Source organism: Bacillus sp. ABP14, assembly GCF_001831375.1.
Taxonomy (GTDB): Bacteria; Bacillota; Bacilli; order Bacillales; family Bacillaceae_G; genus Bacillus_A; species Bacillus_A paranthracis.
Genome location: NZ_CP017016.1, coordinates 622,576 through 647,577, shown reverse-complemented (window position 1 = coordinate 647,577; position 25,002 = coordinate 622,576). Strand labels below are relative to the sequence as shown.

Genomic DNA, 25,002 nt, shown 5'->3' with positions numbered 1-25,002 from the left:
TCTCTATTCCATTACGATACTTCTTCTTTCTTATCTTTTCCGTATTCATGTTCCCAGAAATCAGCATTTTTAATGCCTAATGGCCCTGGATCGAATACTGGATCTTTTCCTTCTTTTTTCTGCTTTTCATAATCCTTTAATGCAACTAATGCAGGTTTTTGTAATAGTAAAATCGCAATGATATTTACCCATGCCATAATTCCTACACCGATATCGCCTAAAGCCCAAGCCGTTGCTGCTGTTTTGATACAACCGTAGAATACAGCTCCTAAAAATACAAACTTTAGTACCATAGACAGCCAAGGGCGGTCTTTATCACGATTTAAGTACGCGATATTCGTTTCTGCAATGTAGTAATACGCCATAATTGTTGTAAATGCAAAGAATAGTAACGAGATTGCAACGAAACCGTTTCCAAATCCAGGGAAAACAGATTCTACTGCTGCCTGTGTATATCCCGGTCCTGGCTGTGCACCATTTAATTTATTTACGATAAAGTTTTTTCCGCTTGCATCAAATACGTTATACATGCCTGTAATAATCATCATAAATGCTGTTGCTGAACAAACAAATAATGTATCAATGTAAACGGAAAATGCTTGCACTAAGCCTTGCTTAGCTGGATGTGATACTTCAGCTGCTGCAGCTGCATGTGGTCCAGTTCCTTGCCCTGCTTCATTAGAATAAATACCACGTTTTACTCCCCAAGAAATTGCTAAACCGATAATACCACCAAATGCTGCTTCTAATGCAAACGCACTTCTTATAATTAACATAAATGCTTCTGGCAATTTTTCAATATTCATAGCGACAATAACACAAGCTACTAAAATATATCCAATAGCCATAAACGGTACGACAACTTGCGCTACGTTAACAATTCTCTTTACTCCACCGAAGATGATAAGAGCTAATACAACAACTAATAAAGCCCCTGATAATGTAGTGTTAATTCCAAAAGCTGTCTCTAAACTTACAGCAATACTATTTGCTTGCACGCCTGGTAATAAAAGCCCAGTTGCAAGAATTGTCGCTGCAACAAATACTAGAGCATACCATTTCACACCTAAACCTTTTTCAATGTAATAAGCAGGTCCACCGCGAAACTGTCCCTGATGCTTCGTCTTATAGATTTGCGCGAGTGTTGATTCTACATAAGCTGATCCTGCTCCTAAAAAGGCTACTGCCCACATCCAAAATACAGCTCCTGGTCCGCCGAAGGCAACTGCTGTTGCTACCCCAGCTATATTCCCTGTTCCAACGCGCCCTGATAACGAAAGTGCTAACGCTTGGAATGAAGAAACACCAGCTTCCGACTTTTCTCCTTGAAACGTCAGCTTCACCATTTCTCCTACATGCCTTACTTGTAAAAATCTCGTTCGAACCGAAAAATATAAACCTGCTCCTAAACATAAATAAACAAGTGCTGGACTCCAAACAATATTATTTAACCAATTTACGAAAGCTTCCAATATTCCCCCTCCTTTTTATCAAGAATATTCAGAATATATAAAAATTATAAATGTATACCGAATCTATGACAATATTATTTTAATAAAACAAACATATTTTTGTATAAAAAAACAAAGTATATATTTGTTTTATATACTTTGTTTTGAACAGAATGTATTATATATTCACAATTGCTTCTTTTTTTATAATTCTTTCGTATAGCTCTTCTGATAACTTTCGAAAATTATCTGGCATATCTTTCCCTTTAAACTTCTTTTGGATCGTGCCATATAAACCTATATCGCGTAAACGTAAAAATAACGGTAACGATTCATACCAACTATCCTCTAGCTTATGTTCATATTCGTATCCTTTTCTTAACACTTGTAATTGTTTACGAGCAAAATCTGTCTTCTCTTCCGCTGTCCACGGTGTAAATAGAACAGAGTAATAAAGAACCATCGCTAAATCGTGTATAAAGTAATTATAAGCCGCATCATCAAAATCAAAGATTGTTAGCTCTTTACCATCATAATGAAAATTGCCTGGATGAATATCCCCATGCATAAGGCCGAACGTTTCTCTTTCAATTGGAAGGGCCTTTATCTCATCCATTAATACCGCAGCGATCTTTTTCACTTGATCATTTTCTAATTCATTAACAATCCCACTCTCATCTTCTTCCCACGTATCACGGTAGTCTGTTTTAGGATAATCCATTGTAAGGCGATGCAGTTGTCCAATCGCTTTTCCCCATGCTTCAAAGTAAGCGTCTCCCCAATAAGGCGACTCCGCTCCTTTTACTTGCTCACCTTTTGCATATGTAAATAAAGAAGCGAAAAAGAAAGTTTCATCTTCTGTTACGATTTCTTCTACAAGATTTCGAGACGTTGAATAAAGAGGTCCTGCTACCTTTGCCCCATTCTCCGCAACATATCGTAAAAAATCTAGTTCAGCCTCTACCTCTTGTTTAGAGCGATGAGAAGAATGTGTTAAACGTAATACGTAATCTTCATCATTATCACCCTTCGCCTTAAAAATATAATTCTCAAAATCTCCAAGCGGCTTTTCGTCCACTGTTACATGAAACAAACTCGCTGCTCTTTTTAAAATCTCTTTCGTAAAAATACGTTCTACAGCTATTTCCATATGTATCCCTCCTATATATCTTCTTAATTCGACATAAATGTTAAAATTACTGCTATGAAATTGAATAATGCGTGGGCAATCATAGCCGATAAAATAGAATTTGTTTTCTCATATAACCAAGCAAATACTACCCCACTTAAAAAATTTACCGGTAATGTGTTATATGTTGGAATATGGACAACGGTAAATATTATGGAACTGATAAACATACCGCCCCGCATGCCATATCTATTACGAAAAAATGTATAAAAAACACCTCGATATAAAATCTCTTCATAAATTGGTGATATAATTGCTGCTCCAATTACCGCGATACAGAATGAATAGATTGATTTATCATTTTGGACCGTCTCCGTCTTACTATTTTCAAAGGAAATACCCATTTTCTCCATTATCACTAATACAGCAATACTAGCTACAATTAAGAAAATAACCGCTCCAACTGTCCATAAAATATCTTTCCACGAGAGTTTATATCTTTTGATACAAAAAAGATAAACTACAGTAGTAAATATCACTGCCATTATAAAGCCCATTAATACTCCAGCATATAGTGAGTTACCTATTACTTCTAAAATATATTTATAAAAAAGGGATTCGACAGTTACTGGAACAATAACAAATACAAACATAAATAAATATAAAACTTCTTTCCATCCCCACATATACCTCAAAGTCATTTATATCATCCCCTATATCCTATTTTCTATAGTATAAAAGATGACGTAACGTAACTTTCAAGCTACTTTGTCAAAAATAATCCAAGCATAAATTTCTCACAAAAAGCAAAAATTAACAGAAGTAACTTTATCTAAAAGAGGTGGAAATTATGACAGAGCAAAAAGAACAACAAGAAAGTACGGGTCAAAAGCATATGTTTCCATCACTTCCGGAAAACATTAATTATATCGAAAATAAGCTCTGTCATTCAGACGATATAAAAAAATTAGATCTTCCTTTCCAAAACGGCAAAGGAACAATCTTATATATCGAATCTTTAGCAGACCCAAATTTGATTCACCAATTAGCTCTTGAGCCTTTATTAACTCGGTCGGATTTGTCTTTAGATAAAGCTTTTGCCACATTAAGTATGAAGAAAGAAACAAATTTAAATTACGGTGTGCAACTTTTATTACAAGGCAAATCATTATATTTTCATGAACAAGTCGACAGTTTTTGTATTTTCGAAACAGCTTTATCTTTAAAGAGAGATATAGCAGAGCCTGATAATGAAGGCATTGTACGTGGACCACATACTGGTTTTGTAGAAGATTTAGCAACCAATTTAGCTTCCATTCGTAAACTTATAAAAAGTCCAAACGTCGTCGTTAAATATTTCACACTTGGTGAAGAAATGCATACGAAAGTGGCAATTGCTTATATGCAAAATATAGCGAATGACGATTTAGTTACAGAAGTAAAAAGAAGGTTAGAAACGATTAAGACAGATGCACTTATGCCTCCAGGATATATACAAGAATTTATAGAGGATACGTCTTTCTCACCATTTCCGCAGCAATTAAATACAGAGCGTCCAGATAGGACCGCTGCAAATTTAATGGAAGGACGAGTTGCTATTTTATCTGATGGAGATCCAACAGCGCTTATCGTTCCTGTTACGTTATTTGCTTTCTATCAATCACCAGATGATTACAATAACCGCTGGATTGTCGGTTCTTTCGTCCGAATGATTCGCTTAGTGAGTTTTTTGATTGCTTTTCTCTTACCAGCTATATATATCGCAACCGTAGCCTTTCATCCTGATGTATTGCCACTCGAACTTGTGTATACAATTAAAGCTTCATTAGAGAAAGTACCACTTCCTCCTATTTTTGAAGCTCTCTTAATGGAACTAATTTTCGAATTATTACGGGAAGCTGGTATTCGCTTGCCGAGCCGAGTTGGACAAACAATTGGTATTGTAGGCGGTTTAGTAATTGGGGATGCAATTGTAAAAGCTGGACTTGTTTCTTATACGATGATCATCGTTGTAGCTTTAACTGCTATCTCATCTTTTCTCGTTCCATCAAACGATATGAGTTCAGCAGTTCGGATTCTTCGATTTCCATTAATGCTCCTTGCTGCCCTATTCGGATATGTAGGAATATCATTCGGTCTCATTATAACTTTCGTTCACCTATGTCAGCTTCATTCTTTTCATACACCATATCTTTCTCCTGTTGCCCCAATGCGGATTAAAGATATGAAAGATTCTTTTGTCAGACTACCAATTTGGTCATTTTGGGAACGACCACATGATCCAAAACCGAAAAAAATGCAGCGCCAACATGTAACGAGAGAGGATGAGGACGGTGACAAACACGCAAAGTAAAATTTCGCTAGTTCAATTTACCTTTTTCGTTATTCAATGCCAAATTGGAGTGGGTATACTTTCCCTGCCTAACCGTCTTCACCCAATAGCAAAAGGTGGTGGATGGATTTCCGCGCTCATCGCCGGGCTTGCGATTCAGCTTATTATTTTACTTATGTGGCTTTTCTTAAAACGATTCCCTGATGCAGATATGTATGAAAGTGTTTGTATGCTATTTGGTAATAAGTTTGGAAAACTATTAGGTTTTGCTTATGTTTTTTACTTTACTCTTATTGGTATGACGGTTATGTTGAATGCTTGTAATGTCATTAAAGTATGGATTTTGCAAGCAACTCCTTGGTACGCAATTCTCATACTATTTACAATAGCTTGTTGCTATGTAGCTTATAATACGTTTAAAGTGATCGTCCGATTTTATGTCATGGCTTCTATTCTCATTTTTCCAATGGCCCTTTTAATTGCACTGGGGCTTACACGGGCTGATTTTTCTTACATTTTTCCACTTACAGAAGCCGGATGGTGGAATATTATTCAAGCATCAAAAGAAACCATTACAGCTATGTATGGTTTTGAAATTATTCTTATCGCTTTCCCAAAGGTAAACGGGAGTTCTGTAGCAAAACTAAAGGCAATTTCTATCGCGAATGGATTTGTAACCCTTTTTTATACTTTTACTGTTTGGATTTGCTTTATCGTATTTAGTCCAAAACAAATTGAGCTTATTCCAGAACCAGTTGCTTACTTATTACGATCCTTGCATATCGGGATTATAGACCGAACTGATTTACTATTCATACCAATTTGGATGATAACAGTTGTAGCTTCTATCGCTAGTTATTACTGCGCTGCTTCTATAGGGATTGGACATATATTCAATCTTGCTAATCATAAAAAAGCTGTCCCAATCGTTGGTATTATTGCCTTTAGTGTAGCTTTATTTATAGATACACCTGAAGAATTAAAAGTAATCTCAACTTTCACTGATAAGTTCACGTATATTTTCATCGTTGTCCTCCCTCTTTTATTTCTACTTTATTCAGTAATAAGAAATAAGAAAGGAGAACAGTATGTTCAAAAAAAGAGTTAAATTACTTTTTGTATTATGTACTAGTGCATTCCTTGCCGGCTGTTGGGATCAAGAACCATTAAGGGAAGCACGGTTAGCTTATAGTATTGGATCTGATATTAAGGAAGAGAATCAACTCCAGCAAACAATTGAGCTCGTAAAAAGTTCAAGTGGAGAACAATCTTCATTCGAGAATGAAATACATTCAGCAACAGGGCATAACATAAGGGATACAAGCGATGCCCTAAAAAAAAATGTGACTGGGAATATTCGCTATTTTAAATATGGTGTTCAATTACTAGGAACCAAAATTTTAAAAAAAGGGGTACTACCCTATTTAGATGTCAGCTTTCGGGACCCAACAAATCCAACTGCTTTAGTAAAGCTTATTGCAGTAGATGGTGAAACATCGGAGATACTAGAAAAAAAGAAAGTAGGAAATTTACTAATTGGAGATTTTCTAAAGAAAAAAGTGAAAAGCTTAGAAGATATGAGTGTATTTCCAAAAGAAACTTTAGAAACAGCTGCTACAAAAATGTTAGATCCCGGTAAGGACTTTACCCTCCCTTCTATAAAAATAAAAGGAAAAGAAGTAATTACAAACGGATTAGCTTTATTTAACAATGATAAATTAACTGGGCATTTACCTTTGAAACAATCTGTTTTATTCGTATTATTAACCGGAAAAATGGGAACAAGTGCCCGTATAACTCAAAAACTTACTAGCGATGAATCCGAGAAGACATCTGACTATTTAACAATGGAAGTGAGTAATCGGAAATTAAAACGAGATTTAAAAATAACAACAGATAAAAAAGGAAATGTTTATGCTCATATTAAGCTTCAGTTAAAAGTTATAGCCCTTGAAGCTCCAAGAGATAATCTTTATAAAATGGATGAAAGAAAAAAGCTAAATAAAGAATTATCAAAGCAACTTACAAAAGAAGCGAAAAAAATAACAAATAAACTACAAAAAGCAAATTGTGATGCTTTTGGGATTGGTAGACACCTTATCGCGTATCATCCTGATTTATGGAAGAAAAAAAAGTGGAATAAAGATTATGCAAAAGTAAAGTTTAAACCAGAAGTAGACGTAAATATTTTGTATAGTGGTGTCTTAAAATAAAAGGTTGTATGCCACGCAGGCATACAACCTTTTATTTCGTATATCGATATACAATTGATTCGTATGGTCTTAAGTTAAGTTTTGTAATATCCTTGCTGGAATCTTTATAATTCGACAGTAGTACTTCTTGTTTCATTCCATCTAATTGAACATGAGCTGGTACAGAATACGTTATTTCTTCTCCATAGAAGTTATTTATAACAAGTAGCACTTCACTTTCTGTAGTACGAGTATATGCCCAAATTTTAGGATCATTTTCATCCAAAATAGCATATTCTCCTTCTGTAATTACATCATACGTTTTTCGAAGTTCAATTAACTTTTTATAATAATAAAATACAGATTCCTTATCTTCTAATGCCTTCTCTACGTTTATTTCTTTAAAGTTTTCAGCCACTGAAATCCAAGGTGTACTTGTTGTAAAGCCACTATTCATCTCTTCATTCCACTGCATTGGAGTTCGGGAGTTGTCACGAGATTTTTGTTTTAAAATCCCGATAATCTCTTCTTTTGATAATCCTTCTTCCAGCTTTATATCGTATATATTTAACGATTCTACATCGCGATATTGCTCAATAGACTCGAATTTAGGATTCGTCATACCGATTTCTTCACCTTGATAAATGTAAGGTGTCCCCTGCAACATATGCATAGCCGTTGCTAACATTTTTGCAGATTCATTTCTATACTTCTCATCATTACCGAAGCGTGACACAATACGAGGCTGGTCATGATTACACCAGAATAACGCATTCCATCCCCCGCCCTTTTGCATTTCAATTTGCCAATTAGACATAATCTCTTTTAATTTAATAAAATCAAAATCAGCCTTCGTCCACTTATCACCATTCGGATAATCAACTTTTAAATGATGGAAACTAAACGTCATACTTAATTCATTACGCTCAGGGTTTGAATATTTAATACAATTATCAATTGTCGTAGATGACATTTCTCCAACTGTAATTACCTCTTTCCCTTCAAAAACATTTCGGTTCATTTCTTGTAAATATTCATGAACACGCGGGCCATCTGTATAATATTTACGGCCATCGCTTGTCGCCGTACTTCCGTCATCATTTAAGAACTGTTGATCTTTTGAAATTAAATTAATAACATCTAATCGGAATCCAGTTACCCCTTTATCAAGCCAAAAGCGCATCATATCATATACTTCTTCACGAAGTTTTTCATTTTCCCAGTTTAAATCCGCTTGTGTCTCATCAAATAGATGTAAATAATATTGCTCTGTCTTTTCATCATATTTCCAAGCAGACCCACCAAACTTAGATTGCCAATTATTTTTTTCATCACGCCAAATATAGTAATTACGATATGGACTATTTTTATCTTCCTTCGCTTCTTTAAACCACTTATGCTCCGTCGAACTATGATTTACAACGATATCAAGCATAATTTCAATGTTACGTGCTTTTGCTTCTTCTAAAAGCTCTTCAAACTCTTCCATCGTTCCGTAAGATGGATCAATACGGTAGTAATCACTTACATCGTATCCATTATCATTTTGTGGCGATTGGTATATCGGTGTTAACCAAATATAATCTACTCCGAGTTCTTTTAAGTAATCTAGTTTTTCTGTAACCCCTTTTATATCACCGGTTTCTTTATTGTAATAGCTATTAAAGCTCTTCGGATAAATTTGATAAACTACACTTTTATGCCAATCCTTCATGTTTAACTTCCTCCTACTTCTGTTTTACTCGTTTTGCAAATAACCACGTTAACGTAAATGGGATTACAACTGCGATAATCATTCCGACAATAAACATTGGAATCGATTTCGGAATGATAGAAATAAATGCTGGCAATCCGCCAATTCCGATAGCAGGTGCTAATACACCATTTAACGTAATAAATATTGCTGCCACAGCCGATCCTATAATCGCTGCATAGAACGGGAATTTATTTCGTAAGTTTACACCAAACATAGCTGGCTCTGTAATACCGAAATATGCCGAGATTGCTGATGTAGATGCCATACTTTTATCATTTTGATTTTTAGAAATCCAGAACATCGCAAGTGCCGCACTACCTTGCGCAATGTTAGAAAGGGCAATCATTGGCCAAATGAATGTACCACCGTGTTGTGCAATTAATTGTAAATCGATAGCAATAAACATATGATGCATACCTGTAATTACAAGTGGTGCATACAATGCTCCAAATAATACCGCTCCAACTACTGGTACTGTTTCATATACACCTACTAATCCAGCTGTTAATAAATCTCCAATATGACGTGTAACTGGACCAATAATTCCTAATGCTAACACGCCTGTTACGACAATCGTTGTAATTGGTACAACTAACAATTGAATTGCATTTGGTACATGTTTCTTTAAAAAGATTTCTACTTTACTTAATACAAATGCTGCTATTAAAACAGGTAAAATTTGTCCTTGATACCCTACCTTTTCAATTTGAAATAATCCTAAAATATCGAAGTACTCAATCTTTTGACCATCTAAACCAGTTGCTGCTTTTCCGTAATCCCACGCGTTTAATAGTGCTGGATGCACAAGCATTAATCCCATAACAATCCCGAGTATCGGACTACCACCAAAACGCTTCGTTGCTGACCAACCGACAAGTGCTGGTAAGAATACGAATGCTGTATTCGCCATCATATTAATTAAATCCCAAAGCCCACTTAAGTTTGGATACACATCTAATAAATTTTTACCTTCAAAAAATAAGTCCTTCGCCCCTAATAGATTGTTAATTCCCATTAGTAAACCAGCTGTTACGATCGCTGGTAATATCGGCATAAATACATCAGAAAATATTTTCACAAACTTTTGCGCTGGATTTAACTTCTGATTTCCAGAATCTTTTACATCAGCTACAGTCGATTTTTTCATACCTGCAAGCGTTATCAATTCAGCGTAAACACGATCTACATCCCCTGGACCAATTACAATTTGAAATATCCCAGCGTTATGAAACGCTCCTTTCACTAATGAAACAGACTGTAATTTATCATTATCTATTTTACTTTCATCTTTTAAAGCGATACGGAGTCTAGTCACACAATGTGCAGCTTGTTCAATATTGTCTTTCCCACCAATATACTGCAACACTTCCTCTGCTGTTTTACGATAATCTTTCCCCATATTCCCGTCCCTCTTTTCTTTTTTTGATACCGTTTACAATTACATATTAACTCGTATATATAAGTTAGTCAACACTCGTATATACGAGTTTGTCGTTTTTTTATAAAAAAAGAGATGAAACGTTATTACGTTCCATCTCCTTATTTTCTCCGCGCCACATCCGAAAAATGAAAAATATCTAAGCGGTGGCGGGATTCTGTATATTCGAACTGACTTCCATCATACAAATGCGTAAAGTTTTTCACGACAACAACATAATCTGTTCCATTTAAATCTAAATACTTTCTATCGTCCTCTGTACATGGTTGCACTTCAATTACTCTCTGTGAGTAACTAATATGAAGACCTAGTTCTTTCTCAATATATTTATAAATGGACCCCGCTGCAATTTTACTCGTTAATCCAGGAATATATTCCGATACAAAATGATTAATATCCAAAATTACTTTTTCTCCATCAATATTTCGTACGCGTTTAATATGATCTATGTCTGTTTTCTCTTTCACATTTAATAGCTTTGCAACCTCTTTTGTCGCTTTTACTTTCTCCATTTCCACGACTTCTGTAATACAATGGCGTCCTAAACGTTCATTTTCTTCTTGGAAACTTACAATACCACCAAAGTTGAATTCAATGTTTTTTCGCTTTAAAACAAAAACACCTTTTCCGTGTATTTTTTGAACATATCCACGTTCTTGTAATAAATCTACAGCTTTTCTTACAGTACCGCGGCTCGCTTCATATTGCTTCATTAATTCAGTTTCTGATGGGATTTTGCATCCCTCTTTTAATTGCCTATTATCAATAGAATTACTGATTTCTGTATAAATTTGTTCATACTTACTCATCATCTACAATAGCCCCTTGTCACCTTCTAGTTCTATATGTATTATACCATGCTACACTCTTCTGCCAATCTCTCACTTATTTTCCAGTATAGGAAAAATAAAGGTAAATATTTAATCTCTAAAACGTATTTTTATAAAAATTTTTATATTTTTCTTTTCATTCAAAAAAACATGTAGTATACTAACTTCAAAATCAGAGGAGAAAGGGAGCAAAGAACTATGCTTACTTATACAACAATTGTAGTTACATTTGCACAAAAACATCATCATCATACGTAACCCTTGAAACCTAGCGGAAAAATTACGCGTAGGTACAAGGGTTATTCCCGTTGTACCTACGTTAGGCGAAGAGCCATGTAGGTATTTTTTATCTACATGGCTCTTTTTTTATTGCCAAAAAGCTAGTAAAAAATGATGTTTAAGCAAATCTTACTACAAAGGAGTTAACAAAAATGGAAACGAAAAAATGGGGATTATGGGTTTTAACAGCTTTTGTTATCGGGAATATGGTTGGCGGTGGCGTATTTATGCTCCCAGCGAATTTAGCACAAGTATCAGGTCCAATGGGTTCTACACTTGCATGGAGTATTACAGGACTTGGCGTATTTATGATTGCACTCGTATTTGGAAATTTAGCAATCCGAAAACCAGAATTAAAAGCGGGGCCACAAAGCTATGCTCAAGCGATGTTCCCTTCAAAAAAAGCGGGTAAAGTTGCAGGCTATAGTATGGCATGGGGATATTGGGCTGCGAACTGGGCTGCAACAGCATCTGTTATTATTTCCTTTGCTGGATATTTATCAACATTCTTTCCAGTTTTACAAAGTAAGCAAATTCTCTTTTCAACGAACGGATTTTCACTAGAACTTGGAAAAGGATTAACGTTCCTCGTATGTAGCCTTATGTTATGGGGAATTCAATATATTCTTTCTCAAAATATTGATCGTGCTGGAAATATGAATCTTCTTGCTACTATTGCAAAAATTATTGGATTTACAATGTTTATTGTAATCACATTATTCATTTTCAATGCCTCTAATTTCGGAGACGGGCAAACATTTATGAATGAAGCAGGACAATCCATTTCTTTAGGTGGACAAATCAATTCAGCTGCTATTGCAACACTTTGGGCGTTCATCGGTATTGAATCGGCTGTCATGCTTTCTAATCGTGCAAAATCTCAGCGCGATGTAAAAAAAGCTACCATTTTTGGATTAATTATCGCTCTTCTTATTTACATGTCAATTACTCTACTTACAATGGGCGCTCTCCCGCAAGATGCTTTAAAAGAGTCTCAAAAACCATTAGTAGACGCACTAAATTTAGCAATTGGCAATAAAGGTGCCTATATCATGGCTCTACTTGCACTTGTATCTTTATTTGGATCTACAGTGGGCTGGATTGTTGTTAGTTCAGAAGTACCTTACCAGGCTGCAAAGAACGGACTTTTCCCTAAGCTGTTCGCAAAAACAAATAAAAAAGGGAGTCCTTCAAAATCATTATTGATTACAAATGTGATGACGCAAATTTTCTTATTTTCAACGATTTCTGGTACTGTATCAGAAGCTTATAATTTCGCTATCGTTGTAGCAACATTAGCTTATTTAATTCCATACCTTGTTTCGACGCTGTACCAATTCAAATTAGTTATTACAGGAGAAACGTATGATATAATGCCCGGTTCTCGAATAAAGGACGGGATCATCACTACATTAGCATTTGTATACTCTATTTGGGTTATAAAAACGGGAACTGCTGATTTAAAAACGTTCTTCTTAGGAATCGGATTGTTCGTATTAGGTCTTATCCTCTATCCAATACTAATGAAAAACTCCCAGAAAATGAATTAAAAAAAAGAGAAGCTACCCGCTTCTCTTTTTTATTCAAAATCTGTAATTAACTTTTTTTTTAACTCTCCTACAGATAAAGGTTTCGCATAATAAAATCCTTGCACATAATCACAACCCATAGATTGTAATAAACTTTCTTGCTCTACTGTCTCTACCCCTTCAGCAACTACTGCTAGATTTAAGCTATGAGCAATTTCAATAACAGATTTTACAATCGTTCGCTCTGGCTGTGCGTGATCATAATGAAATTCACGAATAAAATTACGATCAATTTTTACTATATCCAGCGGTAATTGTTTTAAATAATATAAGGAAGAATAGCCCGTTCCGAAGTCATCTAAAGCAATTAAAATACCCATATTTCTTAATTCTTGTAATGTAGCAATAATATAATCAAAATGACGAACAGCAATGCTTTCCGTTATTTCTAAAATTAAACGATTCGCAGGAAAACCAGTTCTCCTTAAAATGCTACGTACAGATATAATAAAACGCTTTTGCATTAATTGTTGTATGGATAAATTCACAGATAACTTTAATCCTTCTTCATACTCCGGCAATGTTTTAAACAAGCGGCATGACTTTTCTAATACCCAGTCTCCTAGTTTTATAATAAGTCCAGATTCTTCAGCTACTGGAATAAATTCGTCTGGCGAAATCGGTCCTTCTTCTGTTGAACAACGTGCTAAAGCCTCAATACCAGTATATTTCTTCGTTTTCAAATCAATAATAGGCTGCAACGCCACCTCTAACTCTTCATCACGAATTGCCTTTTGCAAAGCAAATTCAATTTTCATTCTACGATTTATTTTCGCACGTAACTCACCTGTAAAGAAACACGCTGCATTTCTCCCCTGTTCTTTCGCACTATACATAGCTAAATCCGAATTCTTCAATAGAGTTTCTACATCTTGTCCATCTTGCGGATATGAGCACAGTCCTAGACTAGCTGAAATGTATACTTCATGACCTTCAAGCATAAATGGTGCCTGAAAGCATGACAATACAGATGTCGCTAGCTGCCTCATCTCATCTTGTGTATGATTTTTTGTTAACAACACAAATTCGTCGCCACCCAGCCTAGCCAGAACATCTTTCTCTCCTAGCACATAATGCAACCGTGAAGCAACTTCGCTTAAAAGTAAATCTCCTATCATATGACCTAGCGTATCGTTTACTAATTTAAAACGATCCAAATCAAAATAAATCATACCAAACTCTCTTTTATCTGCAATTAATTCGTTAACAGTCGTTATTAATTGTAAACGGTTCGGTAAACTCGTTAAAGCATCATGATACGCAAGCTCCCTATAACGACTTTCGCTTAACCGTAACCTCTGTTCTGCTTCTTTCCTACTACTAATATCATTTCGAATCGCAATAAATTGATATGGCTCTCCTTTTTCATTTAAAAATGGAACAATTGTTGTTTTAACCCAATAATATGTACCATCTTTTGCTTGATTTCGAATCTCACCTCTCCATACTTTTCCGCTCAAAATACGCTTCCATAGCATTTGAAAAAATGTTTTCGGGTGATGTCCTGAATTTAAAATACGATGATCTTTCCCTATTAACTCTTCTCGTGTATATTTGGAGATTTCACAAAACTTATCATTTACATATGTAATAAGACCCTTTCGGTCTGTAATCGCAACAATTGAAGACTCATCTAATGCTAACTTTAAATCTCGCAATGAAGATTCATATAATGCATGACCTCTTTGTTCTAGCATGCGCATCTCTCCTTGCTTCCTATCTGACTAAAACACAACTTGTTTCTTTTCATAGAAATAGAGATATTTCATTTCCTAATAATCGTCCTTTACATACATCAAATTTTGAAATATGCCGATTAAAATAACATAATATTATTTGTAATAAAAAGCAATATAATACCTTTTCAATTATACGTAGCAGTTTCTTATAGCTAACTCTATACAACTCTTCAAGAACATATATATAAAGTGAAACTTTAATCAGTGGGGAGTGTTGATCTCCGCCTAACTTCCTTGCTTCCGCTGAATTTTGAGGTGGGGGGCTTACTGCCCTTTAATGCGGGATAAATTAAAATTATTATATATGTTTTTTGAATTATAATAACAAAATATTAACATATTTTCACCTTAATTTTGGAAGTATTTTATAAATAAATACCGTATTAAACAAAAAAAGAGGATAGCCTCTTTTTTTGTTTAATACGGATATGGTGTTTGTTGATACCCCGGATATGGTGTTGGATATGGAACTGGATATGGCGCTGGATAAGTTACTGGGTACGGCGCTGGATAGTAGCCTCCACCTGCTGCACCCGTTAGTGCGCCAGCTGTAAGCCCACCTAACACACCTCCAGCAAAACTTCCAGGGAAAAATCCACCGCCCCATGAGCCGCCACCCCAGCCCCATCCACCTCCGTGATGGTGATGATGATCATGGTGATTGTGCCCTCCATGGTGGTGATGTCCGCCGTTATGATGGTGCCCTCCATGATGATGATTACGATAATACAATCCGTTATTTTCTATATAATTCATATTTCCCCTCTCCTTTTCCATTTTCTCATCTTAATAGGTATTGTAAGAATAATATGGATCTTGTTGGTAACCTGTATAATAAGAATAATCCGAGTAATACGGATAACCATATCCCCCATAACCAAATCCAGGGCTGAGTAATGCTCCTGCTACAAACCCTGGAAAGAAACCTCCACCAAAAAATGGTGAATGTCCAAAACCACCATGAAAACCTCCGTGACCGAAACCACCACCGTGACCAAACCCTTCAATTGGACGACCATACATTTTATTCACCCTCCTTTTCTCTTTAAAAACGTAACAATACACTGTATGTAGGACAAATGCGGAAAGTATGGGGATATACCTACATTTTGTAAAAAACAGAAAACACTTTATAATAAAGTGAAACTTTAATCAGTGGGGGTCTTACTGCCCATTAAAGTCGGATAAAAATGTCACAATACATCTGTTATTTAGGAAGTCTATATTGAGGAAAGATTAGAGGAATTATATAGAAATGAAGAAACCTATCATCCAATTACTATTAATATTTACAATTGTATCTATCGTTCTTTTCCTATTAAATACATCTTATATTTCGTTATATACATTTGTCGGCGTTCTCTGGTCCATCACAATTGTAGGAATTTCATTCGTTATTTTTATCGAAAATAGGTCTCCTCAAAGTACCTTAGCGTGGTTTTTAGTATTAGCACTTCTTCCCGTTATAGGTGTGCTTTTATACTCTATTTTCGGACGTAGCCGTTGGAGAAGAAAAAAGCATCTCCATCGTTCAGAAGAACAAAGAAAATTATTCCGTGAAATATTAGAAGGAAGACGGCTAGAGTTATCACTCAAAGTCCCATTAAGTGAACGCTCCGCCCATTTAACAGAAGTCGTACAAAAATTTGGAGGCGGGCCTGCCGCAGATAGAACAACTACAAAACTTTTAACAAACGGAGATCAAACATTCTCAGAAATTTTGCAAGCTATTGAGCAAGCAAAACATCACATACATATTCAATACTATATTTATAAATCTGATGAGATTGGTACAAAAGTTAGGGATGCGTTAATAAATAAAGCAAAAGCTGGTGTTATTGTACGTTTCCTTTATGATGGATTAGGAAGTAATACGTTAAGAAGACGCTTTTTAAAACCTATGAAAGAAGCTGGGATTGAAATTGTTGAATTTGATCCTATTTTTTCAGCTTGGTTACTTGAAACAGTTAATTATCGTAACCACCGTAAAATTGTAATTGTAGATGGAGAAATCGGTTTTACGGGGGGACTCAATGTTGGTGATGAATATCTTGGCCGTTCAAAAAAATTTCCCGTTTGGCGTGATAGTCATTTAAAAATCGAAGGAAAAGCGTTATATAAATTACAAGCAATTTTTCTAGAGGACTGGCTCTATGCATCTAGTGGGTTAAAAACCTATTCTTGGGATCAATTTATGAATAGACAATACTTCCCAGGTAAAGAAATTTCAAGTGCAGAAGGTGCTGTGCAAATTGTAGCGAGCGGACCAAGCTCAGATGATAAAAGCATTCGTAATACGTTATTAGCTATTATGGGCTCTGCAAAAAAATCTATTTGGATTGCTACACCATATTTTATTCCAGATCAAGAAACTTTAACATTATTACGTTTAAGTGCAATATCTGGCATAGATGTACGCATTTTATATCCTGGTAAAAGTGATAGTATTATTAGTGATCAAGCATCCCAGTCCTACTTCACTCCACTTTTAAAAGCTGGTGCCTCCATCTATAGTTATAAAGATGGCTTTATGCATGCAAAAATTGTAATTGTTGATGATAAAATTGCAACAATCGGAACAGCAAATATGGATGTACGCAGCTTTGAATTGAATTACGAAATTATTAGCGTACTGTATGAATCAGAAACTGTTCATGATATTAAACGTGATTTTGAAGAAGACTTTAAACATTCCACTGAAATTAAATGGAACGCTTTCCAAAAAAGAAGTATCAAAAAACGAATATTAGAGTCTTTTATGAGGCTCATTTCTCCTTTACTATAAGCAATCAATGTACTATTGATTGCTTTTTCTTTTATATTTGTCCCCTCTCCTTTTCTTTGCATACCATATTAAAACAAGTTATCATAAGATGTATTACTTTATGAAAATAATGTTAGGTGGGAAATACATGTTAGAACAATTTCATATACATGCTGATTTAAAACAACAGCTCTCTACAATTCACGAAAAGAATAAGCAAGAAGCTGGTGAAAATGCACATTTAATCGGTACAAAAATATATAAAGCATCTGATAATAGCATTATCGAAGATGCCATTACAGCACTTCTTCTTGGCAAAAACATTCTATTAAAAGGGCCGACTGGTAGTGGTAAAACAGTACTAGCTGAAACGCTTTCTTCTTTATTCCAAAAACCAATGCATAGCATTAACTGTTCTGTCGACCTAGATGTAGAAGGTATTTTAGGATACAACACACTACAAACGAAAGATGGCGCATCTGAAGTTGCATTCGTTAACGGTCCTCTTATGAAAGCAATGAAGAACGGTCATTTCCTATATATTGATGAAATCAATATGGCAAAACCTGAAACGTTACCACTTCTTCACGGTGCATTAGATTACCGTAAAATGATTACAAACCCGTTTACACAAGAAGTTGTATACGGTGATGACGAATATCGCGTAATCGCTGCAATTAATGAAGGTTACGTTGGTACAAGTGAACTAAACGAAGCGTTAAAAAACCGTTTCGTTATTATTGAAGTTCCTTACATTCAAGGTGATACATTAAAAGAATTATTATTAGCAGAATCAAAATTAAAAGATGTTACAACAATTGAAAAGTTTGTTGCATTTGCAAGCGATCTTATGCCTTTAGCTCGTGATGGCCGCGTAAGTGAAGAAGCAGCAAGTATTCGTGGCATTATCGATGCATGTGATTTAGGTGTATATATTCCTGTTATGCGTGCAATTGAACGTAGTATTATTGCAAAATTAAACGATGAAACAGAACAAATGACTGTCCGTGAATTAGCAGAAAGTTATTTCTTTGAGGGATAATTCATGAGACAAATTTTTAGTGACAAAAAAATTGATGCGTCGCTGTTTCTACAAATGGAAAACTTAATGTATGCCCTTCTCAAAGAAGATGATGCCTACCTTGAGTATGGCTATAAAGCATACTACGACGAAATTGAAAAGAAGGTTGTCATTAGTCACTTTTGGGATGATCGAAAAGAAGAGGATACAGTAATCGGATTAAAAAGCGAAGTGTTTTTAAAAGCACTTGGTAATAAACATTACTCGGACATGACTTTAATTCGTTCTTATGCAATTGAATTGCAAGAATCACCATTAAAAAAGTTTTTAACACAATTATTTGTTCTATTAGAAGATTTACGTGTTGAGGAAATCGTAAAAAACTTACGCCCTGGCACAAAGCATGTTTTTAAAAGAAGAAAAGAAATGTATCGCAATTACTTTAGCTCACAAAATGAAATCAATCGCGTTCGTAACTATCACGGTGATCGCCTATTTTGTCTATGCTATCTTTCATTAACGAGCGATAAATATGAAATGTTTAATAATGAATATTTCGAGCAAATTGAAGCGATTTTGCATGAAACATTCCAAGCTCGTAATACGGAAGATATTATGTATATCGTTGAGAAAATTCGCTATCGCTTAGAGGAGCTTCTTGAAAGTGATATGCTGAACAACTATTTCGGGCATGCACCGCTTTATTTATCTGTCATTGAAGATGAAAAAAACTGTCGCGTCGAAGATTTAGCAAATGATGATACGCAGCTCATAGATGACGATGAAAATAAAAACAAAATGGATGAAAGCTTCTCAACATGGCACCGTGAAAATAAAAACAATGAAAACGAGAACTTTTTACGCTTTGAATTAGAAAGCGGAACAAAAACAAATATGATGGGTGACACTGCTCGCGAATCAGAAGATGGCGACCAAGCACTTGGCTCTGTACAAGGTACTTCTCAAAAAAGTACACAATCTAACTTTGATGGTGCTGATACAAAAGACGCAAGAGCTTCTCACGCTTCTAGTCAAAATGATGGTGCATATGGTAAATATAACACTGGCGCTTCTCATACATTTAAAGAAGCACGTAAACCAAATCCTGATGAGAAAAAGGATTACCAAGCTATCAAATCAGTCGTTAATAAAGATGTAAAAGAATTAAAGAAAATTATCGAAAAAACGATTGAAAATAAAACGAATGCAAATAGTGATAAATATTACGGAAGACTTCGTAAGAAATTCCTTCGTATTTATACTGAAAAGCAGCCTCGCATGTTTTATAAAAAAGGGCAAGAATCACAAGAGCTCGACGTTGCATTCCAACTATTAGTAGACTGCTCTGGTTCTATGTATAACAAAATGGAAGAAACGAAAAAGAGTGTGGTCCTATTCCATGAAGCGTTGAAATCTTTAAAAATCCCGCACGCTATTAGCGGATTTTGGGAAGATGCTTCTAGTGCGAAACCTGAAGATAAGCCGAACGTTATCCATGAAGTTGTAACGTATAAAAACTCAACGTTACCAAACGTTGGTCCAGAAATTATGCAGCTTCGCGAAGAAGAAGATAACCGCGACGGATATATTATTCGTATCGTTTCTGAAAAACTTGCAAAAAGACCAGAAAAACATAAATTCTTACTTGTCTTCACAGACGGTGAGCCTTCTGCGCTAGACTACCAACAAGATGGTATTTTAGATACGCATGAAGCTGTCAAACTTGCTCGTAAAAGTGGTATGGAAGTAATCGGAATTTTCATCGAAGAAGGCGAAGCGAAAGAAGCAACGTATCAATTAATGAAGAACATTTATAACCATCACTTCTTAGTTGCAAATCACGCTGAAGATTTACGTCTGAAGATTAAACCACTATTGAAAAAGTTATTACTGAAGACGATTGAATAGAAAAACAGGAGCCTTGTGCTCCTGTTTTTTTTCTTTCAATCACTTTGTTTCTGGCTGAAACTTGTATGGAATGGCTACTGTTAATAATGAATCGAATCCTCCATCGTAGAATGGGAATCGTTCATTTGCGATTGATCGATCCACCCACTCTATTGCGGAAATTTCCTCTTCATCTTCTGCCATAAGTTCCCCTTTTACTACACTTGCTCGGAATGTAAATAATAGTGCATGATTCCCTGATTCTTCAAAGAATTTTTCATTAATCGCAACAAGTCCACCTGCCATAGCCGTTAAACCTGTCTCTTCGTTTACTTCCCTTACTAGAGCTTTCTCTAACGTTTCACCCTTTTCAACAGCCCCACCCGGCAATGACCAAACATTTTGTTCTACATTATGTACCATTAATATTTTATCTGTTTCTTCGTCATGTATTAGTGCATATACGACATCAACTCTTTGCATGTTGCTTCTCCCCTTTACACACAAATTAACTCATTCTATCACATTTGTAATTATTTGTATATTCCTAAAATACAAATAAAAAGGGTCGATTCCTAAGAATTGACCCTTCCTATTAATTCATCACTAACTCAGCTGTGAGCTTTTTTTTTAACTTAGCCAACATGTCCGTTGTCATTTTGTCTAAATCGTATTCTGCTTTAAAGCCCCACTCTTTCATTGCTGCTGTTGCATCAATAGAGTTTGGCCAGCTATCAGCAATTGTTTGACGAGCTGGATCTACGGCGTAGTCCATTGTAAACGTCGGAATGTGTTTACGAATTGATGCTGCGATTTGCTCTGGCTCAAAGCTCATTGCTGTAATATTAAATGCATTTCTATGCACTAGCTTACTTGGATCAGCTTCCATTAATGAAATGATCGCTTGTAAAGCATCTGGCATGTACATCATATCCATGTATGTTCCTTCTGCAATGTATGAGGTGTATGTGCCTTTTTTAATCGCCTCATAATAAATTTCAACTGCATAATCAGTTGTTCCGCCTCCTGGAGGAGCTACGTAAGAAATTAAGCCTGGGAAACGTACACCGCGCGTATCAACGCCAAACTTTTGATGATAATAATCACATAGTAATTCTCCTGCTACTTTGTTTACCCCATACATCGTAGTAGGACGTTGAATTGTATCTTGTGGCGTATTATCTTTCGGCGTTGATGGACCAAATGCACCGATAGAACTCGGCGTGAAAAACTTACAGTTTAATTCACGAGCTGCTTCTAATGCATTTACAAGTCCGCCCATATTTAAATTCCATGCAAATAGCGGATTTTTTTCCGCCGTTGCTGAAAGTAAAGCTGCTAAATGAATAATTGTATCTACTTCATTACGCTTTGCGATATCATGTAGTTTTTGTCCATCTGTTACATCTAACGTTTCAAATGGACCAGACGTTACTACTTCACTATCTGTTTCACGAATATCTGTTGCAATAACATTTGATGCGCCGTATACATCACGAAGTTTCATTACTAGTTCAGAACCAATTTGCCCTAAAGAACCGGTTACTAGAATTTTTTTCATTTTCCCCACTCCTCATTTGCAAGCTATTCAAAAGATGTCTTTACTTAAATGATGCCCATTTCTTTCCCTACTTTTTCATACTTACGAATTGCTTCATCTAACATTTCTTTCGTATGAGCTGCTGTTGGCATATTACGAACACGTCCTGTTCCTTTAGCTACAGTTGGGAACACGATAGATTTTGCATATACGCCTTCTTCATTTAGACGTTTACTAAATTCTTGTGTTAATACTTCGTCACCAATAATACAAGGTGTAATTGGCGTTTCACTTTCTCCGATGTTAAAGCCAAGTTCTTTTAATCCTTGTTTTAAATAGCGACCATTTTCCCATAAACGATCGTGCAACTCTGTGCTTTCCATTAAGATTTCAATTGATCTCATGCAAGCTGCTGCATCAGCTGGTGTTAATGCTGTAGAGAATAAGAATGGACGTGAACGAACTTTTAACCAGTCAATTAAGTTTTGTTTCCCTGCTACATATCCACCAATTACCCCAATTGCTTTTGATAATGTACCAATTTGGAAATCAACTTTGTCAGACAGACCGAAATGTTTTACAGTTCCTGCACCTTTTCCAAGTACACCCGAACCATGTGCATCATCTACATATGTCATTAAATCTAATTCTTCTGCAATCTCAACAATCTCTGGTAATTTTGCAACATCTCCATCCATTGAGAAAACACCGTCTGTAATTACCATTAATTTATTGTAAAGCCCTGATTCTTTCGCCGCGATTGCTTTTTGGCGTAAATCTTCCATATCAGAATGTTTATAAACAATAATTTTTGCTTTTGATAGACGACTACCATCAATAATAGAAGCATGGTTTAACTCGTCTGAAAGAATCGCATCATTTTTATCCATAACGGCTGAAATCGCTGCCATATTACAATTAAATCCTGATTGATAAGCAATCGCTGCTTCTGTATGTTTAAACTTTGCAATTGTTTCTTCTAATTTAATATGCAAATCTAAAGTACCGTTAATTGTACGAACCGCTCCTGCTCCAACGCCGTACTTATGAATGGCACCAATTGCAGCTTCTTGCAAACGGCTATCTGTTGCTAATCCAAGATAGTTGTTTGAAGATAAGTTAATATATTCTTTTCCGCCAATTGTAATGATCGGTCCATTTGAACTTTCGAGCGGATCAATTACGTTATAAAGCCCCTTTGATTTTAAATCCTCTAAATTTTCTTCTAAAAATTTCGCAAGTGTTTTACTAGACATCGTGAAGCCTCCCATCGTTCATGTAAGCGAATTATTATCTTAATAGTTCTAATAATCCCTCTACTAGCTTAACACGTTTTCAGAATTTATTATAGAAAAATAGTTTAAAGTAACCGCTTACAATTTTAGATTATATATGATTCATTGCAAGAAATCTATCATTTACTTTTCATATTTGGTAGAATAAAAAAAATATGTAAGGGGGCTTCAATCATGGCATTTACTGAATCTGATGTATATAATAACGAAGCATTTTTTAAACAATATATGAAACGAAGATACCGGGAAAATAGCCCAAATGAATCACTAGAAAAACCAACCTTCTTTCAACTCGTTGGTGATGTGAAAGGAAAGAAAATCCTCGATTTAGGCTGCGGTGACGCAAAATTTGGCAAGGAATTATTAGAAAAAGACTGCCACTCTTACACTGGTATTGAAGGCTCCAAACTTATGTATGAAAAAGCTAAAAAACAACTAGAAAATAAAAATGGGATCGTCCATTTTTTAAACCTCAAAGACTACACATACCCTCCTGCTACTTTTGATTTAGTAACATCTAGACTCGCCCTACATTATATCGAACATCTTCCTATCATTTTTCAAAATGTGTACGAAACTTTAAAAACAAATGGAATCTTTACTTTTAGCGTTCAACACCCTGTTATTACTTCTTCATTTGAAAGCTTGCAAACGAGCGGAAAGAGAACAAGCTGGCTCGTCGATGAGTATTTTAAAACGGGAAAACGCGTTGAACCTTGGATTGATCAAGAAGTTATTAAATATCATCGTACAACGGAAGAATATTTCACACTATTACAACAAACTGGATTTACAATTACAAACTTAAAAGAAGCTACACCAGATCAAACTTATTTTCAAAGCGAGGAAGAATATGAACGTCGTTTACGTATTCCCCTCTTTCTCTTATTCTCTTGCCGAAAATAAAAAAGACGATGATTTCCTCATCGTCTTTTTCTTTATCTCATTGCATGAGCAACTTCTTTACGTACACGTCTTCCTTTTCCATGCGGGATACAAAGTGGCGTCCCAAATAACGGATCCGTACTAATTTGACATTCCATTCGGAATACATCACGTACTAGTTTCTCATCCACTACTTCTTCTGGCTTACCTTGTGCATATATTTGTTTATCTTGAATGGCTACAATATTATCTGCATAACGGCATGCTAAATTTAAATCGTGTAGTACCATAACAATTGTTCTTTGTTCTGTTTCATTTAATTCGAATAATAAATCTAGCACTTCAATTTGGTGAGTCATATCTAAATAGGTAGTAGGCTCATCCAATAAAATAATATCTGTATCTTGTGCAAGCGTCATTGCAATCCAAGCACGTTGACGTTGTCCACCTGAAAGAGCATGTACATCACGCTCAGCAAATTCTGTCATACCTGTTGCTGCAAGTGCTTTCTGTACCATTTCCTCATCTTTTTCTGACCATTGCTTCAGCCATGTTTGATACGGATAACGTCCTTGCTTTACAAGTTGCAATACTGTAAGCCCTTCTGGCGCTTGCGGTCCTTGCGGTAAAATTGCCATTTGACGAGCGATTTGCTTCGTTTGCATATTTTGAATGGCTTGATTATCTAACAAAATGTCACCAGCTGTTGGTTTTAATAATCTAGCTAGTGAACGTAATAAGGTCGATTTCCCGCAACCGTTAGAACCGATAAAGATGGTAATTTCACCTTTTGGAATTTCTAAATTCAACTCATCAATAATAATTGTTTCACCGTAAGACAACGTCAAACGTTTCGTCTCCAATGCTTTTTGCAT

General features: G+C 35.5%; 21 protein-coding genes. 8 read left to right on the top strand and 13 right to left on the bottom strand.

Annotation, left to right across the window (positions count from 1 at the left end):
* Window positions 1-11 precede the first annotated feature (11 nt).
* From BGI23_RS03305 to BGI23_RS03295, 3 genes are all read right to left on the bottom strand, one after another.
* Complete coding sequence (locus BGI23_RS03305; protein ID WP_070805215.1) at window positions 12-1,472, bottom strand: alanine/glycine:cation symporter family protein; 1,461 nt, start codon at window positions 1,470-1,472, stop codon at window positions 12-14.
* A gap of 157 nt (window positions 1,473-1,629) precedes the next feature.
* Complete coding sequence (locus BGI23_RS03300) at window positions 1,630-2,601, bottom strand: phosphotransferase enzyme family protein (RefSeq protein WP_070805214.1); 972 nt, start codon at window positions 2,599-2,601, stop codon at window positions 1,630-1,632.
* Window positions 2,602-2,624: 23 nt separating this feature from the next.
* Window positions 2,625-3,281, bottom strand: a complete 657-nt coding sequence (locus BGI23_RS03295) for a CPBP family intramembrane glutamic endopeptidase (RefSeq protein WP_070805213.1) — start codon at window positions 3,279-3,281, stop codon at window positions 2,625-2,627.
* A 149-nt stretch (window positions 3,282-3,430) separates the two neighbouring features.
* Here BGI23_RS03295 and gerKA point away from each other — a divergent pair, with 149 nt between their 5' ends.
* The 3 genes from gerKA to gerKC are packed head-to-tail and all read left to right on the top strand — an operon-like array spanning window position 3,431 to window position 7,125.
* Window positions 3,431-4,933: a spore germination protein GerKA gene (gerKA, locus tag BGI23_RS03290; RefSeq protein ID WP_070805212.1), complete on the top strand. Its 1,503-nt coding sequence runs from the start codon at window positions 3,431-3,433 to the stop codon at window positions 4,931-4,933.
* Complete coding sequence (locus BGI23_RS03285) at window positions 4,914-6,020, top strand: GerAB/ArcD/ProY family transporter (RefSeq protein ID WP_070805211.1); 1,107 nt, start codon at window positions 4,914-4,916, stop codon at window positions 6,018-6,020. Before gerKA ends, BGI23_RS03285 begins: the two co-directional genes overlap by 20 nt.
* Window positions 6,001-7,125, top strand: a complete 1,125-nt coding sequence (gene gerKC / locus BGI23_RS03280) for a spore germination protein GerKC (RefSeq protein WP_070805210.1) — start codon at window positions 6,001-6,003, stop codon at window positions 7,123-7,125. The genes BGI23_RS03285 and gerKC overlap by 20 nt, the downstream gene beginning before the upstream one ends.
* Window positions 7,126-7,156: 31 nt before the next feature.
* Here the strand turns inward: gerKC and treC are convergent, their stop codons facing one another.
* The 3 genes from treC to treR all read right to left on the bottom strand — a co-directional run bounded on the left by treC (window position 7,157) and on the right by treR (window position 11,110).
* Window positions 7,157-8,818, bottom strand: coding sequence for an alpha,alpha-phosphotrehalase (gene treC / locus BGI23_RS03275; protein WP_070805209.1), 1,662 nt, complete (start codon window positions 8,816-8,818; stop codon window positions 7,157-7,159).
* Between the two features lie 13 nt (window positions 8,819-8,831).
* On the bottom strand, window positions 8,832-10,259 hold the full coding sequence (gene treP, locus BGI23_RS03270) for a PTS system trehalose-specific EIIBC component (protein ID WP_070805208.1): 1,428 nt from the start codon (window positions 10,257-10,259) through the stop codon (window positions 8,832-8,834).
* Window positions 10,260-10,399: 140 nt separating this feature from the next.
* Complete coding sequence (gene treR / locus BGI23_RS03265) at window positions 10,400-11,110, bottom strand: trehalose operon repressor (RefSeq protein WP_070805207.1); 711 nt, start codon at window positions 11,108-11,110, stop codon at window positions 10,400-10,402.
* Window positions 11,111-11,559: 449 nt separating this feature from the next.
* Here treR and BGI23_RS03260 point away from each other — a divergent pair, with 449 nt between their 5' ends.
* The gene (locus BGI23_RS03260; protein WP_049111644.1) at window positions 11,560-12,957 is read left to right on the top strand and encodes an amino acid permease; all 1,398 of its coding nucleotides are present in this window, start codon (window positions 11,560-11,562) and stop codon (window positions 12,955-12,957) included.
* 29 nt (window positions 12,958-12,986) lie between these two features.
* On the opposite strand, the gene BGI23_RS03255 is transcribed toward BGI23_RS03260, so the two are convergent.
* The 3 genes from BGI23_RS03255 to BGI23_RS03245 form a co-directional block, all read right to left on the bottom strand.
* The gene (locus BGI23_RS03255; protein ID WP_070805206.1) at window positions 12,987-14,693 is read right to left on the bottom strand and encodes a putative bifunctional diguanylate cyclase/phosphodiesterase; all 1,707 of its coding nucleotides are present in this window, start codon (window positions 14,691-14,693) and stop codon (window positions 12,987-12,989) included.
* 459 nt (window positions 14,694-15,152) lie between these two features.
* Window positions 15,153-15,491 (bottom strand): hypothetical protein, encoded by a 339-nt coding sequence (locus tag BGI23_RS03250; protein WP_001106394.1) that lies wholly within the window; start codon window positions 15,489-15,491, stop codon window positions 15,153-15,155.
* A 30-nt stretch (window positions 15,492-15,521) separates the two neighbouring features.
* Window positions 15,522-15,758, bottom strand: a complete 237-nt coding sequence (locus BGI23_RS03245; RefSeq protein WP_070805205.1) for a hypothetical protein — start codon at window positions 15,756-15,758, stop codon at window positions 15,522-15,524.
* A 232-nt stretch (window positions 15,759-15,990) separates the two neighbouring features.
* On the opposite strand from BGI23_RS03245, the gene BGI23_RS03240 reads away from it, so the two are divergent.
* The 3 genes from BGI23_RS03240 to BGI23_RS03230 all read left to right on the top strand — a co-directional run bounded on the left by BGI23_RS03240 (window position 15,991) and on the right by BGI23_RS03230 (window position 20,428).
* The gene (locus BGI23_RS03240; RefSeq protein ID WP_070805204.1) at window positions 15,991-17,520 is read left to right on the top strand and encodes a cardiolipin synthase; all 1,530 of its coding nucleotides are present in this window, start codon (window positions 15,991-15,993) and stop codon (window positions 17,518-17,520) included.
* Between the two features lie 127 nt (window positions 17,521-17,647).
* Entirely contained in the window at window positions 17,648-18,541 is an 894-nt protein-coding gene (locus BGI23_RS03235; RefSeq protein WP_070805203.1) for an ATP-binding protein, read from the top strand.
* Window positions 18,542-18,544: 3 nt separating this feature from the next.
* Window positions 18,545-20,428 (top strand): vWA domain-containing protein, encoded by a 1,884-nt coding sequence (locus tag BGI23_RS03230; protein ID WP_070805202.1) that lies wholly within the window; start codon window positions 18,545-18,547, stop codon window positions 20,426-20,428.
* A 39-nt stretch (window positions 20,429-20,467) separates the two neighbouring features.
* Here the strand turns inward: BGI23_RS03230 and BGI23_RS03225 are convergent, their stop codons facing one another.
* The 3 genes from BGI23_RS03225 to BGI23_RS03215 form a co-directional block, all read right to left on the bottom strand.
* The gene (locus BGI23_RS03225) at window positions 20,468-20,890 is read right to left on the bottom strand and encodes an NUDIX hydrolase (protein WP_070805201.1); all 423 of its coding nucleotides are present in this window, start codon (window positions 20,888-20,890) and stop codon (window positions 20,468-20,470) included.
* Window positions 20,891-21,002: 112 nt separating this feature from the next.
* The gene (locus BGI23_RS03220) at window positions 21,003-21,968 is read right to left on the bottom strand and encodes an L-threonine 3-dehydrogenase (RefSeq protein WP_000723139.1); all 966 of its coding nucleotides are present in this window, start codon (window positions 21,966-21,968) and stop codon (window positions 21,003-21,005) included.
* A gap of 44 nt (window positions 21,969-22,012) precedes the next feature.
* The gene (locus tag BGI23_RS03215; RefSeq protein ID WP_000095906.1) at window positions 22,013-23,203 is read right to left on the bottom strand and encodes a glycine C-acetyltransferase; all 1,191 of its coding nucleotides are present in this window, start codon (window positions 23,201-23,203) and stop codon (window positions 22,013-22,015) included.
* 213 nt (window positions 23,204-23,416) lie between these two features.
* On the opposite strand from BGI23_RS03215, the gene BGI23_RS03210 reads away from it, so the two are divergent.
* Window positions 23,417-24,148 (top strand): class I SAM-dependent DNA methyltransferase, encoded by a 732-nt coding sequence (locus BGI23_RS03210; protein ID WP_070805200.1) that lies wholly within the window; start codon window positions 23,417-23,419, stop codon window positions 24,146-24,148.
* 32 nt (window positions 24,149-24,180) lie between these two features.
* On the opposite strand, the gene BGI23_RS03205 is transcribed toward BGI23_RS03210, so the two are convergent.
* Window positions 24,181-25,002 (bottom strand): ABC transporter ATP-binding protein, encoded by an 822-nt coding sequence (locus BGI23_RS03205; RefSeq protein ID WP_061131300.1) that lies wholly within the window; start codon window positions 25,000-25,002, stop codon window positions 24,181-24,183.